Source organism: Mesotoga sp. Brook.08.105.5.1, from assembly GCF_002752635.1.
In the GTDB taxonomy this organism is placed as follows: Bacteria; Thermotogota; Thermotogae; order Petrotogales; family Kosmotogaceae; genus Mesotoga.
Genome location: NZ_AYTW01000059.1, coordinates 33,757 through 47,542 on the forward strand (window position 1 = coordinate 33,757; position 13,786 = coordinate 47,542).

The 13,786-nt window shown below is 49.6% G+C and carries 13 protein-coding genes; 5 read left to right on the forward strand and 8 right to left on the reverse strand.

The genetic code is table 11. The annotated features are described in order from the left end of the window. Nucleotides 1-33 precede the first annotated feature (33 nt). Complete coding sequence (locus V512_RS13660; RefSeq protein ID WP_243392454.1) at nucleotides 34-372, forward strand: PadR family transcriptional regulator; 339 nt, start codon at nucleotides 34-36, stop codon at nucleotides 370-372. A gap of 19 nt (nucleotides 373-391) precedes the next feature. Here the strand turns inward: V512_RS13660 and V512_RS13665 are convergent, their stop codons facing one another. The 3 genes from V512_RS13665 to V512_RS13675 are packed head-to-tail and all read right to left on the reverse strand — an operon-like array spanning nucleotide 392 to nucleotide 3,061. Next, complete coding sequence (locus V512_RS13665; RefSeq protein WP_099830998.1) at nucleotides 392-1,354, reverse strand: D-cysteine desulfhydrase family protein; 963 nt, start codon at nucleotides 1,352-1,354, stop codon at nucleotides 392-394. 11 nt (nucleotides 1,355-1,365) lie between these two features. Further along, entirely contained in the window at nucleotides 1,366-2,619 is a 1,254-nt protein-coding gene (locus tag V512_RS13670; protein ID WP_099830999.1) for a M48 family metallopeptidase, read from the reverse strand. After that, on the reverse strand, nucleotides 2,612-3,061 hold the full coding sequence (locus V512_RS13675) for a hypothetical protein (protein ID WP_099831000.1): 450 nt from the start codon (nucleotides 3,059-3,061) through the stop codon (nucleotides 2,612-2,614). Before V512_RS13675 ends, V512_RS13670 begins: the two co-directional genes overlap by 8 nt. A gap of 231 nt (nucleotides 3,062-3,292) precedes the next feature. Here V512_RS13675 and V512_RS13680 point away from each other — a divergent pair, with 231 nt between their 5' ends. After that, nucleotides 3,293-4,615 carry a mechanosensitive ion channel domain-containing protein gene (locus V512_RS13680; RefSeq protein WP_099831001.1) on the forward strand — a complete coding sequence of 441 codons (1,323 nt, stop codon included), beginning with the start codon at nucleotides 3,293-3,295 and terminating at the stop codon, nucleotides 4,613-4,615. Between the two features lie 15 nt (nucleotides 4,616-4,630). Here the strand turns inward: V512_RS13680 and V512_RS13685 are convergent, their stop codons facing one another. The 5 genes from V512_RS13685 to V512_RS13705 all read right to left on the reverse strand — a co-directional run bounded on the left by V512_RS13685 (nucleotide 4,631) and on the right by V512_RS13705 (nucleotide 10,330). Then, the gene (locus V512_RS13685; RefSeq protein ID WP_099831002.1) at nucleotides 4,631-5,374 is read right to left on the reverse strand and encodes an ABC transporter permease; all 744 of its coding nucleotides are present in this window, start codon (nucleotides 5,372-5,374) and stop codon (nucleotides 4,631-4,633) included. Continuing rightward, nucleotides 5,355-6,452 (reverse strand): ABC transporter ATP-binding protein, encoded by a 1,098-nt coding sequence (locus V512_RS13690; RefSeq protein WP_099831003.1) that lies wholly within the window; start codon nucleotides 6,450-6,452, stop codon nucleotides 5,355-5,357. Before V512_RS13690 ends, V512_RS13685 begins: the two co-directional genes overlap by 20 nt. After that, nucleotides 6,445-7,632, reverse strand: coding sequence for an ABC transporter permease (locus V512_RS13695; RefSeq protein ID WP_243392455.1), 1,188 nt, complete (start codon nucleotides 7,630-7,632; stop codon nucleotides 6,445-6,447). Before V512_RS13695 ends, V512_RS13690 begins: the two co-directional genes overlap by 8 nt. Then, nucleotides 7,625-8,530 carry an ABC transporter substrate-binding protein gene (locus V512_RS13700; protein ID WP_099831004.1) on the reverse strand — a complete coding sequence of 302 codons (906 nt, stop codon included), beginning with the start codon at nucleotides 8,528-8,530 and terminating at the stop codon, nucleotides 7,625-7,627. Before V512_RS13700 ends, V512_RS13695 begins: the two co-directional genes overlap by 8 nt. Before the next feature lie 402 nt (nucleotides 8,531-8,932). After that, nucleotides 8,933-10,330 (reverse strand): mercuric reductase, encoded by a 1,398-nt coding sequence (locus V512_RS13705; RefSeq protein WP_099831005.1) that lies wholly within the window; start codon nucleotides 10,328-10,330, stop codon nucleotides 8,933-8,935. A 480-nt stretch (nucleotides 10,331-10,810) separates the two neighbouring features. On the opposite strand from V512_RS13705, the gene V512_RS13710 reads away from it, so the two are divergent. The 3 genes from V512_RS13710 to V512_RS14790 form a co-directional block, all read left to right on the forward strand. Then, nucleotides 10,811-11,770, forward strand: coding sequence for a reductive dehalogenase domain-containing protein (locus V512_RS13710; protein ID WP_099831006.1), 960 nt, complete (start codon nucleotides 10,811-10,813; stop codon nucleotides 11,768-11,770). A 147-nt stretch (nucleotides 11,771-11,917) separates the two neighbouring features. After that, the gene (locus V512_RS13715) at nucleotides 11,918-12,757 is read left to right on the forward strand and encodes a mechanosensitive ion channel family protein (protein ID WP_099831007.1); all 840 of its coding nucleotides are present in this window, start codon (nucleotides 11,918-11,920) and stop codon (nucleotides 12,755-12,757) included. An 803-nt stretch (nucleotides 12,758-13,560) separates the two neighbouring features. Next, nucleotides 13,561-13,786: hypothetical protein (locus V512_RS14790; RefSeq protein ID WP_207759773.1), on the forward strand; the 226-nt coding region annotated here is incomplete at its 3' end.

Here is a 13,786-nt window from a genome sequence, read left to right on the forward strand (position 1 = left end):
GGAGCATATATGAGAAGTATGAGAGGAAGACGAATGGGGATGGGCAGATCATGGATCGAGTTGTATCTGCTTCTCCTCATCGCTGAGAAACCGGGCCACGGGTATGAACTGTCTTCTAGAATCAACGACTTCGAGATCCCTATCTTTGGTGTCGGTCAGATGGGCAGTCTGTACCGGGTGCTCGGGAGTCTCGAGGAAACGGGTCTTATAACCTCTGAATGGGATACTGAAGACACAGGTCCAGCCCGGAAGAATTATAAAATAACCGAAGCGGGCCTTGAATATCTTAAATCTGCCGAAGTCAGGATCAGAAGGTTCAAAGACAATATAGATAAGTTTCTTGAAAGGCTTGAAGATCTAAAGAAAGCATGAAGCCCTGCGACGCAAGGCTTTACTTCACATAAGCTGCCGGATTGTCGAACAGCTTGAACAATCCGCCTGTATGGATAAAGAGAACTCTCTTTCCGGCAAATCTCCCTCTAGAGATTTCGAGCATGCCTCTGAAGGCTTTTGCCGTATAGACGGGATCAAGGAAGAATGCTCTCTCCTTCGCAAGTTTCTTTATGAGATCCATATCCTCTTCCGAAGGCACGGCGTACGCCGGTCCAGAGAAGTCATCGACTATTTCGATTTCACTGCCTTCAAGTGAGACGGCTATCCCGTACTCTTTCAGGCCTTCTATTAGTTGTTTCGTCTTTTCCACAAATAAGGACGAGGGATCTTTCGTGACGTTTATGCCGATCACTCTGGTGTTATATCCGAGCGATTTTAGACCGGCCACGAGGCCCGCATAGGTGCCCGCGCTACCAACCGCTGTGAAGATGGCTTCGACACCGTCGAGATTGATCTGTCCTGAAAGCTCTTTAACAGCATCCACATATCCCCTGGCGCCAAGCGCGTTTGAGCCGCCCTCGGGGATCAGGTAGACTTTGCTGCCCTTCTTCTCGTATTCTTCCTTCTTCGTGGCGAAGATCTCGTCTATCTTCGAATACTCTTCTTTTGTCACATAATGGATATCGCTGCCCACCATTGTGTCAAGAAGAACATTCCCCTGGGGGATCTCCATCGGCCTTCCCCTGAGGAAGAGAACAGGCTGCATTCCGAGCGATCTAGCGGCAAGGGCCGTTGCCCTGCAGTGATTAGACTGAATGCCCCCGCAGGTGAATACCGTATCTGCCTTCTTTTCCAGAGCATCTTTCAGAAGATACTCGAGCTTTCTGATCTTGTTTCCGCTCGTAATGAAACCCGTTAATTCATCATGCTTGCAGAACAGTTCGAACGGAAGTTCGAGGTACTCTTCAATCCATTCAAGCCTGTTCACAGGTGTAATGCTGTTAATGAACTTGAGTTTCAAGCTCTCACCCCCTACTCTCTCTCATTTATATTAGAGACTATGCTGTTCAGTTTTTCAATTCGCTCCCATGGCGGCGGGTGGGAATAATTGAGGGCCGCATATAGCGGATGTGGACTCAGGTTTGACAGGTTGGACGCGGACAGGTTCTTCAGCGCGCTTATCATGGGCAGCGATGTGCCCAGCATCTCGGCTGCATACCTGTCGGCTTCGAACTCCCATCTTCTGCTTATTAACGAGTCTATCCAGTCGAGCATCGTGAAGACCGATGAGAGGAAAACACCTGCGTACAGAAGAGTGGTGAACTTCTTCTCAATTCCGAAAATACCAGAAGCCAGAGGGCTCTCGACGATCAGCCAGAGCAAGACCACCGCAAAGGCTGCAGCAGCATTTGAAACTAGCATCCCCTTCAGGATGTGTTTGCGTTTAAAATGGCCTGCTTCGTGTGCGAAGATCGCCTGTATCTCTTCTGAAGTGTGCTTCTCTAGCAAGCTGTCAAATAGAACGATCCTTTTCGCGCGGCCTATCCCTGTGAAGAAGGCGTTCGTGTGGCCGGTCTTTCTCGAAGCATCCATGACCAGGATCGACTTCACTTCAAAGCCTGCCTTTTCGGCGATAGCCCTTAGCCTGCCCATAAGGTCTTCATCATCGAGAGGTTTGAGCTTGTAGAAGATGGGCAGGATTACTGTTGGAAATATCAGCTGGGCCAGAAGCTCGAAGACTATGACTCCGATAAGCAAATACAGCCACCAGTAAGCAAACGAGTCGATGGCTAGTAGAACCAGAGTTACTACGGGGATACCGATTACAGCCACCAGGCTTATTCCCTTCAGCTTGTCCGCAACGAACGTTCCCGGTGTCGTCCGATTGAATCCGAATCTCTTCTCGAGAACGAACGTCGAGTAGATAGAGAAGGGCAAAGTGATGATAAAGGCGGTCGCTCCAATGACGATGAAGAACAAAAGCCCCTGAATCACGAACCCTTCCGCCGCTCTAACCGCTAAGGATTCAACGGCTCTGAAAAACCAGAAGATGCCTATGCTCAACGCTGCAAGACTCACAATCGACGAGGTGATGGCAAAAGAGCCCTTTGCCCTCGTGTAATCCACGGACTTTCCAATGAGGTCATCGTTGAAGACGTCGCGCAAGTTGTCGGGAAGGGATACCCTCGAGAGTCTGGCGTTCCTGTAGTTTAGAGACAGCAACGTTAGTTCAAAGAGACTGATTCCATAGACAACGAGAAGAAAGACAATCTCGAAGCTAGCCATCTACTTCTTCTTTCTCTTTCAAGTACTGCTCTACTTTCTCTTCATCCAGTCTCTGAATCTGTCCTTTGGATGCAGGTCTGAATTCCTCGGTTTCGTGAAGAGCTTCTCCCAGAGGGCACCTTTTCTCGGGATTCTCTATTAGGTAGTTCATTAACCCGTCTTTGTCTGCGAAGATCTTGTAGAAGACCTTCGTTCCGTCGGTCAGTTCATAGATCCCGCATGGTCCGTTGAACAGCGCCTCGGCTGCCCGGAGGTAAAGCATAGCGTCATTGAAGGAACTGAAAGAAGCTCGAGGGCCGTGCCTTTCCCGCTCGTCGTCATCCATACAGATCGCCCTTCCACAGGTGGAACAAACGTATTGAACGTGGTTCAAGAGGCAATCTTCGGGGTTCTTCAGCGGCGTCGCCCTACTGTCACTAGAGTAGCATTCGGGACATTTCAACTCACTCACCTCCAATACACTATTTTACGACATTGTGGCGATCTCTGAAAGCCTCCATTCAGATTGACGTTTTGATCGGAATAATTCCATTCACTTCTCGACTTTGGGGATTGGCAAATCGATAAGTGTCTGATGTTGGAAGCCCAACGTGAAGAGGCAGTTATAGAGTCAGTGATGTTATTATTGTCTGAGCGGGCGATCTAGTGACCATATCTTTGAGGGGGCGATCTAGTGGTCAATATCTTTGCCGGGTGGTTTTCGGCTCTCGGACTCAGTGAGACTTTTGACTTGGTACTTGCCAACATAGTTGTTGGAATAATCATGATAGTCGTGGCCTTCTTATCCAAATACATCTTCGAAAAGGCCCTGATTAAGCCAATTGAGCTTATTGTAAGAAAATCTGCATTCAAATGGGACGACCTTCTCGTAAAACACAAACTGCTCAATAAGATTGCCCTTATGATACCGGCCATCGTGATTGCGCTATTCGCTCCTGCATTCCCCGCGATAAGCGACGTAATCTACCGGCTGGTAGCCACATATCTGATATTCATCGCCGCCGTTGTGATCGATGCCTTCCTGGACGTTTTCACAAGCGCTTATCAGTCTCTGGAAACCTCTAAGGATAAGCCGATAAAGAGCTACATGACCGTTGTAAAACTAATGGTGTATATCATAGCCGGCGTCATTGCGGTGTCCGTTCTGACGGGAATTTCTACGTGGGGTATCCTGAGCGGAATCGGTGCGATGACCGCCGTCCTACTCGTCATATTCAGGGATTCACTTCTCGGGCTCGTCGCCAGCATCCAGATTTCTAAGAACAACCTTGTGAGCATCGGGGACTGGATAGAGGTTCCAAGATACCAGGCCGATGGTGATGTAATCGACATTACCCTTACAACGATAAGAATTCAGAACTGGGACAAGACGATAACTACAATCCCTTCATACGCGATAATCTCTGAATCGTTCAAGAACTGGAAGGGGATGTTTCAGGCCGGCGGAAGGCGAATCAAGAGATCTGTCTACATAGACACCTCTTCCGTCCGCTTTCTCGATGACGACCTGTATGACAGGCTGCACAAGATCCAGATTCTGAGACCTTACCTCGAAAGCAGAAAGAAGGAGATCGAGGAGTTCAACAGAATGAACGAGGTAGACGTAACCGAACCGGTCAACGGCAGAAGGATGACGAACATTGGGACTTTCAGGGCATACCTGACCGCCTACCTCAGAAATCATCCCGGGACAAACAAAGATCTTATCATGATGGTCAGGCAGTTGCAGCCGACCGACACCGGGCTGCCTCTGGAGATATACGCCTTCAGTAAAGACACATCATGGGTTAACTACGAATCTCTGCAGTCAGACATTTTCGATCACATCTTTGCTACACTCCCTCACTTCGATTTGAGGGTATTCCAGAATCCTTCGGGAAACGACCTGAGGGCAATGGGAGATCTTCTTGTCGGCAAGAGGCAAGGGCATGAACAGGATAACTCCGAGGAACTCTTTACGGAAAGCCCGAAATTGCACGCCGAAAAGGATACCTGATTCAAGAGGCAAATCCTACGCTGTAGAAATCGTTTTCTCGATATTACCGAGCAGCGCATCGGCTGAAAATGCGAGAAGCGCCGCAGGAATGGCCCCTTCAAGTACAAAGGCGGGATTCTCTGCGACAAGTCCGGCGATAATGGGCGACCCGAGGCCACCGGCCCCAATGGTTGCCCCCACAGTTGCCGTTCCGATGTTTATTACGACCGAAATCCGAATCCCCGACATGATTACTTTGAGCGCAAGCGGGAGCTCAATTCTAAACAGCACCTGCCAGGAAGACATACCCATTCCATATGCTGCTTCACGCACATCTGCGGGGATGTTTTCAATTCCCACTATTGTGTTTCTTAAGATGGGAAGCAGTCCATAAAGCAGCAGAGCGGCGACCGTCGGTTTGAATCCAAATCCCAGCAACGGTACGGCGAGAGCGAGAACAGCGACGGGAGGGAAGGTCTGGCCGAGGGAACTCAGGTTTGAAACGAGAGGCAAGTACTGCCTGCCCATCGGGCGTGTAACCAGCACTCCTATCGAGATGCCGATAATCGTAGCAAGTCCGCTGGATACGATGACCATCCAGAGATGTTCGGCCACTAGCTCCAACAAAGTCCCTCTTGGATGAAGAACCTGCTTCTCTCCGGGAAAGAACCATCGCAGAAAGCTCTCCCACCATGCCATATTAGAGATGAGAAGGACGAAGGCCAGCAAGAACAGTCCCAACAAGACCCAGGATAAGACTCTACTTCTCTTCTCTGTCACTTCTGGTCAACTCCTGGATTCTGGTCATGCTTATCTGGCCGAGAAAACGTCCCGTTCTCTCGACGACCGGCAACGCCGCGGTTCCGCTTTCAAGCATTCTGGAAAGCGCCTCCTTAACAGTGCTGTCCGGACTCAAGATCTCTTCTTCCTTCATTTCAGTCAGAGCTTCTCTTACCGGTTTCTCCCTGCTCGAATGGGAGACATCTACCCAGCCGACAAGTCTCTTTTCCTTGTCAAGCGCCCAGACGAATTCCTCTTCGATCTTGCCTAGCTGTTCCCAGCTTCCTGAAAGGTCTATCGCGAAGCTCTCCTCTATATACTCCCCGACCGGGATCCTCGAGAGCCTCTTCAGCGCTCTATCTGATCCCATGAAGTCGTGGACGAATTTCTCCTTCGGATGCGCCAGGATCTCTTCGGGAGTGTCATATTGAAGGATTCTGCCCGCTTTCATGACCGCGATTCTATCTGCAAGCCTTATCGCCTCATCTATATCGTGGGTTACGAAGACGATCGTCTTGTGGAGTTCCTCCTGAATTCTGGCAAACTCGTCTTGGAGCCTCACTCTAGTTAATGGGTCTACCGCTCCGAAGGGCTCGTCCATAAGTATTATCGGGGGATCGGCTGCAAGCGCCCTCGCAACGCCGACTCTCTGGGCCTCGCCGCCCGACAATTCTTTGGGAAGCTTGTTCGCGTAGGACTTAGGCTCCAATCCAACCAGCTGCAGCAGTTCGTGCACCCGATCGTCAATCTTCGATCTCTCCCACTTCAGCAGTCTCGGCACGGTGGCAATGTTATCCTTCACCGACATATGTGGAAAGAGCCCCACGTTCTGGATTACGTAACCTATTCCTCTCCTGAGCTGCTTCACATCCATGGCGGTTACGTCGTTGCCGTCTATCAGGATCTTCCCCGTTGTCGGTCTGACTATCCTGTTTATCATCTTGAGCGTAGTTGTCTTACCACATCCCGAAGGCCCGATTAGAACCGTCAGTTCGTTCGAGGGGATCTCGAAGGTAATCGAATCTACGGCCAGCGTATTCTCGTCGTATTTCTTTGTAACATCTTCAAATCTAATCATTGGCTCCCTCCGAGATTAACCCCTTAGGAGTCAGTATTCCTATAAGCAGCTGCATTAGGGAATCGACTATCAAAGCGAGAGCAACTATAGGCAACGCTCCTAGAAGGACAAGATCCATTGCGGCTTGACCGAGACCCTGAAATACGAAAACCCCTAGGCCTCCTGCTCCGATCAGGGCCGCCATGGTAGTGTTCCCCACGGCCTGAACGGCCGCTGTTCTAACGCCAGCAAGGACAACCGGCAGCGAAATCGGAATCTCGACCTTTCCGAGAACCTGAATTCTGCTCATTCCCATCGCCCTGGCAGCCTCCACGGTATCTGTGGGAATAACCTTCAGACTTGAGTAAGTGTTTCTGACTATCGGGAGAAGCGAATACAGGACGAGAGCTATCATGGCCGGAGCCCAGCCGACACCCGTTATTCCTATCTCCCTAAGAAATGGCAGACTGCGTGAAAGGTAGGATAGCGGAGCTATTAGCAAGCCGAAAAGGGCTATACTCGGGATCGTCTGTATGAAGTTCACAACAGCGAATACAGGTCTTTCGATCTTTGGAGACCTGTTGGCAACTATTCCAAGCGGCACTCCTATGAGCACTCCGGCGAGAACTGCTCCTCCTGCAATTACGAGATGCCTCACAGTCTCTTCAAGAAATCTGTTGCTTCTGTTTGCGTACTCCTTCATTATTGCAAGGTCTTTCAGATGACCCGAGCCTAAAAGCAACAGGAACAGGCCAATCGGAACCAAGACCAGAAGCGATGAGATGATCTTCCTGTCCTTCAGTCTTCTTCTGGCAGCGAATACAACAATGTAGCCGGCCAGGAGAAGAACCCACAAACCGGTGGAAGGGGAGACCCTTGCAAAGGGACCTGCCTTTGAAGCTATAGAGGCGGCATGCCTTCCGGCCAGAAAGAAGCCGAAGACGGGGGCAATCCCTCCCACGAGGCCCATCAAAAAGCTGAATCCCGCGTAGGACAAAAACAAGACTGCAAATGAGGCCACTAACAGGAGAGAGAGGCCCACATTTGAGAAGCTGCCTAAAGCTACGGGAAATGTCTCCGAGATTCTCGTCTCCTTAACTGAAAGGAATCCGGGGACCAGGAGAGACAACAACATGATGGCCATTCCTAGAATGGCCATCATGTCTCTTCGTCTGGAAATCAGCGTCATAACTCTAGTCAATCAGAGACTTCGATATGAGGAACTGCTCGGCGACGTATCCCGCATCTAAACCTTCTATCGCTATCGAAGCGTTTAGCATCTGCAGCGTCTCGAGATCAAGAGCCTCAAAAACGGGTTTGAGGAGCTCCTCGATTTCCGGATAGGCTTCATGTATCTCCTTTCTAACGATCGGAGCGGGTTCATAAACGGGCTGAACTCCCTTGGTGTCTTCAAGGACCACCAACTTGAGAGCGGAGAGGGCGCCGTCAGTACCATATGCCATCGCGAGGTTTACACCGTCAATGTTCTGGGAAGCGGCCCTTATGGTCTGAGCGGTATTTCCTCCAGAGAAGGCAAGTAGCTGCTCATTTGAAAGCTCGAAGCCATAAGCCTCCTGAAAAGCCGGCATAGCGTCCGGTCTGGTAAGAAACTCCTCTGAAGCGGCCAGCTTAATGAAGCCGCCGCGATTCAGGTAAGACGCGAGGTCTTCAAGTGTCTTTATTCCTTCACTGTCGGAAAGATCCTTCCTGATCGCCAGAGCCCATGTATTGTTGGCAGGGGCGGGGGTCAGCCACACCAGGCCGTTGTTCTCAAAGTCGAGTCTCTTGACTGTCTCGAATCCCTGCTGCGCGTTTTTCCATATACCCGGATCAGTGTTATCGAAGAAGAAACCTCCGTTGCCGGTGTACTCGGGATATATATCGATCTCTCCAGCAATGATCGCCTTTCTGATAACACTAGTAGTTCCGAACTCAGTCTTGTCGTTCACTTCAAAGCCATTCTTCTGCAGGACTATCACTATCATCTGTCCCAACAGTGCGCCTTCGGTATCTATCTTCGATGCGACCGTAATCGGTCCCTTCAGTGCAAAGCCAATGGCCGTCATTAGTATCAGTGCAATCAGCATTATTCTCTTCATACAACCAACCTCCATAATTCGTATTGCCGATAATTATACTCCATTTAATTGTACACTATCTCTGAAAGTTTTCAATGCGCAGTTGTCTCTGTTGACATATCCATGTTCCGACTGAAAGCTCCAGCCCAGAATCTGAGATCCGGTTTCTCACTCTTTCCCATTTCGGCTCAGACAGATAACCCCAAAAAGGGAGAACCTGAAAGCAGCTGATTCACAGAGAGGCACAGGTTGTTCTCATCTATTCAAAACAAGAAAGATTCAAGGCTACAACTAGAACCCCACGAAGGAATACTGACTTCAAATGCCACGAAATCCAACCACCTTTCTTCCCGAAGGGTTACCTCCATCGACTAACCCCGAAAGAGATTCCGCGAGCATTCTAATATACTCTTGCAAATACGGTCAGCCATCCAGCGTCATGAAGAGATTATTCAATGATTCCACGAGCGTTGGGTGTGCAAAGACGCCGTCTCTGAGCGAAGTGAATGGAAGCCCGCCCATCATGGCAATCTGAATTGCAGATACAATCTCTCCGCCCTCAACTCCTAGAATGGCGGCACCGATAATCCGGTCTGTCTCTGAGTCGACAAGCGCCTTCATCATTCCCCGTGTCTCGTCCGTTTCAATGGCCCGAGCCACCCTATCAAAAGGCAGCTTTGCCACGCGATAGCTGTACCCCCGACTCGATGCTTCCTTCTCGGTGAGGCCTATTCTTCCAAGTTGAGGATCAATGAATACTACATAAGGGACATCCCTCTCTTCTATCGACGAGCTCCCTCCGTTCAAGAGGTTCTGTTTCAATACTCTGAAGTCGTCGTAGGAAATATGTGTGAAGGCCGGTCCGCCTTTAACATCGCCTATCGCGTAAACTCCCTCCGACGTGGTCTCCAGTTTGTTGTTTACCTTTATGAATCCCCTATCGTCAACCTTAACCCCGCTCTTTTCCAGATCCAGGTCGGGAGTATTGGGTAACCTGCCGGTCGCGAGCAGCAGATGGCTTCCGACTAACGTCGTTTCCTTCTCAGAAGATTGCACTCTCAGGCTGATCCTGTTGCCCCCGGCGCTTCTGGCCTGGAGCGGTTCGCTATCTAGAAGGACCTCGATACCTTCGTCCCTCATGATTTCCAAAACCATGCCGGCGATATCCTCATCTTCGCGAGAGAGCAACTGTTTATCCCTTTGAATAATGGTTACTTCACTTCCAAAACGTCGGAACATCTGCCCGAACTCGAGACCAACGTAGCCGCCACCAACGATTATGAGGTGTTCCGGAAGCTCATCGAGCTCCATTATCGAAGTCGAGTCATAAGCCACTGAATTATCCAGACCTCTTATCTCAGGTCTCGCAGGTCTCGTTCCGGTGTTTATCACTATGATGTCTGCTTCAAAGAACTCCGTACTTCCACTTAGAAGACTTATTTCGAGCTGTCTTTCCCTTACAAAACGCGCGCTGCCTTCTATCAATGATAGGTTTGGAGAATCGAGAATCCTTTTCTTGCTTCCTTCCCTGAAACTCTCAACCACTTCTTTTTTCCGCCGGATAACTCTCTCCAGATCGAGCGAGAACTCCCCGGCATGAACTCCGAAATCTCCTGCGCGCTTTACCAGATGCGCTACTCTTGCGCTGGCTATCATAGTCTTTGTTGGAGTACACCCTTCATTGACGCATGTACCTCCAACTGCCTTTCTTTCCACAAGTGCGACCTTCCATCCTGCATCTGCAAGCGAAAGCGACAGAGGAGTGCCTCCCTGACCGGAACCGATAACTATCGCGTCGAATTTTTTCCTACCATCCTTCATTTGATCACCATCCTAATTTTCGCCACATACATGCAGTTTTCACTGTTTTTCCCGGTCAATCACTTGAAAGCAAAAGGCCCGATTCTTGATCTCTTCATCGGCCATGAGTTGGTGATTATGTTCAATCTTCTTTCGAAAGAGACTAAGCGATTTCTCACCAAGATGATCCACAAAGGATCGGGCAGAGAAAACCTGTCCTGTTCTGCTTTTCTATGAAGCCAGAACGGCCGAGCAATCCGTTTAGAAGGCTGAAAAACTGCTCACTGTTATAGATCCTCTGGAGTCACTGAATCTCTGGATACCTCACAAGTTTAGCATCGGGCAAAGCAAAACAAATGAAGGAAAGAGTCTGTGATCGGGAGCCGAAATTGCTTGAAGCCGTCACTGTGTCGCGCCTGTCTTAAATCCAGTCGACAGCATAGGATGCAAAAGTCGCTGCTAGTATAATTGTATGATCAGTGCAGGCCGGTGGTGAATAGAATGACTAGATACGATGAGCGTGACACGATGTTTGCCAGGATGAACTACGAAGCAGGATCTCCCGAGTACCGTGACTACTACTCTAGACATCCCGAGCTGAAAGAGGTTGATGACGAACTGCGTAGCAAACTGGATCTGTGCGACGTAAGCTCCCTCTATTATGATCTGATTGAAGCTTCAGAAATCCGTTCGAATTTCTCCCTTGTAGAAGATCTTCGGCCTCTATGCGAAGGTATGCCATCAAATAACAAATTTCGATCCGACTCGTCAAGCTTCACCGATCTAGTCAAAAGGGTCGCCCGCGATTTTGGTGCAGATCTAGTAGGTGTGGCAGAAATGAAACCGGAGTTTTATTACAGCCACAGAGGCAGGCATCGAGAACACTACGGAAAGAAAATAAGCGATCTACTTCCTTTTGGAATAGCATTCGCGGTTGAAATAAAGAAGGATATGATTGACAGCGCACCGGCGATGACCGCAATGGTCGAGAGCTCCAGAACGTATCTGAAGGCAGCCACGATCGGACTAAGCATCTCCTATTTCATTCGAAGTCTTGGATACTCGGCCAGAAATCATATGGACGGAAATTATCTCGCAATTCTCCCTCTGGTGGCGGAAGCTTCAGGACTTGGCGTTTTCGGAAGACACGGCCTTCTCATCTCTGACAGGTTCGGCCCAAGAATAAAACTCGGACTGGTAACTACGGATATGCCTTTGAAGTGCGACCAATCAATCAATGTTGACCTAGAGAGCTTCTGCGGCAGCTGCGGTATTTGCTCGACAAAGTGCCCGGCTTCTGCAATACCCGTCAATGGAAAGGAGATCGTCAACGGAACCAGGAAATGGAGAATTAGTCACGAGCTCTGTTACTCTTATTGGAGGACGAATGGAACCGATTGCGGTATTTGCATTAGGGTCTGCCCCTTCTCGAAAGGGATCGGCTTTTCACAGTCCATGTAATCAAAAGGCAAAACGCTCCGATTCTGAGAACCTCGGCTGCTTTCTCTAAACTGCTTAGGCGGTAGAAAGGTTTCCGTTTTCATCGAATTTGGGTTTTTGAAGGATCGTATGTAAGAATAACTACATGAGACTATAGGAGGGATTACCATGAATGAAGTACTCAGTACAATTATCGAGTGGGCCATCAGAATAGGGATTAGCGTTGTAATCCTGCTGCTGGCAAAATGGCTGGCAGGTCTCTTCTACAAAACATTCATAAAATTCGCGGAGAAGACAACCGTTGTCTCCACTCAGTATCGTAAGACCATGAGAACGCTTTTCAATCTGGCGTTCTATGCGCTGGCAGCCTTCATAATCATCTCGGTTCTCTTCAAGAATCTGGCTCCTATGCTTGCCGGACTCGGAGTATCAGGTATTATTGTGGGTCTCGCAGTCAAAGAGCCTCTAGACAATTTCATCTGTGGAATTCTTATAATGATCAACAAGTTGGTTTACGAAGGGGAAGCCGTGGACATTGGCGGAACCTCAGGCGGGATTCAGGAAATAAAACTGAATCACGTACTCATCAAAACCTGGGACGGCAAGCTCGTAACTATACCGAGCAGAAACGTCTGGACCGCAACGATAATTCACTTCTGGCCCGAAAATATAAGAAGAAACGATCTCACGGTAGGCGTTTCGTATTCGAGCGATCTGAACAAAGTGATGAAGATACTCGAGGATTCTGTCAACTCTTATGAAAAGCTATATGTAGACGACAATCACAAACCCATGATCCAGTTCACCGGGTATGGCGCGTCTTCGATCGACTTCGTCGTGAGGTTCTGGGTGGAGAGGCCTAACTTCGTCACCTCAAGCACAGAACTCGCGAAGATCATAAAATCGAAATTCGATGAAAACGGAATAGAGATACCGTTCAGCCAGCTGGACCTGCATATTGTCGACAGCCCCAAAGAAGGCATAAGATTGGCCGGGAAGGAAAGCTGACCGAAGGGATCAGAGGGCAGAAACGTGGTCGGGGGTAGCAGGTTGGGGTAGGAAAGAGCGGAGTAAGACGCAAGGCGCCGGAATGCATCGGCGGACGCAAGGCTGCCTTCGGCAGGAAGCGATCTGAAAGTTAGTCACCTTCGGTGGCCAGTTCCGCTTCGCGGGCTAGGAACCGCTGAACGCTGACGAAGACAACGTTGTCCGTCAACGGTCCAGAGAGAGGCCGCTGAACGCTTAAAAGCGGAGAACCCGCTGAACGCTGTTTAGAGACGTCTTCGTTGAAATCAAACCCGAGAACCTTTTTCTTAGCATTTGCTCTTATAACTTGCAACATTGCACTTGCAACTGTTCGCGTTTTTCGCGTGGATCGAGATTCTGACCAGGACCTTCGTCAGAATGACGAAAAGCAAGAAAAGACTGTCATCCCCGTAGAACCTTCCCTTAAATCCACTTACCTGGTCATCCCGTGATGCACCTGCACGGGATCTGCTTTTTCTCCCTGTTCTTCGTAGTCTCGAATAGGGTTTCTCTCGAAGCGAAGCTTCATCTCAAACTCAAAGCGTCTTCTCGCTCAAAGATCCGCTGTACGCTTAAGAGCAAGGACCCGCTGATCGCTCTAAAACATGGTTCGCCGTTGACCGTTCAAGATCATGAACCCGTTCACTGATAAGACCGTCGAGAAAGAGCACTGTCGAGACGTTCGCTGCGCTCACGAGAAGGCGGGTGAAAAGTCAGTCACTGAAATTAGACGCAAGGCGCCGAAAGAACATCGGCGGACGCAAGGCTGGCTTCGCCAGGTCGCAATGCCCGGAGAAGCATCCGGGGACGCAAGGCTGCCTTCGGCAGGAGGCGATTTTGAAGCCTGTCTGTTCGCACAGACCAGTTTCTGCCTTGCGAGACCAATAAGAAGCATCGGAAAGAGCATTATCGAGAGTTCGCTGCGCTCACGAGAAGACGAGAACTCTCTCCTGTTTCTCGTCCTCTCGATGCTCTTCTTTGAAACAAGTAGGGTCAAGAGATGGCGCGGTG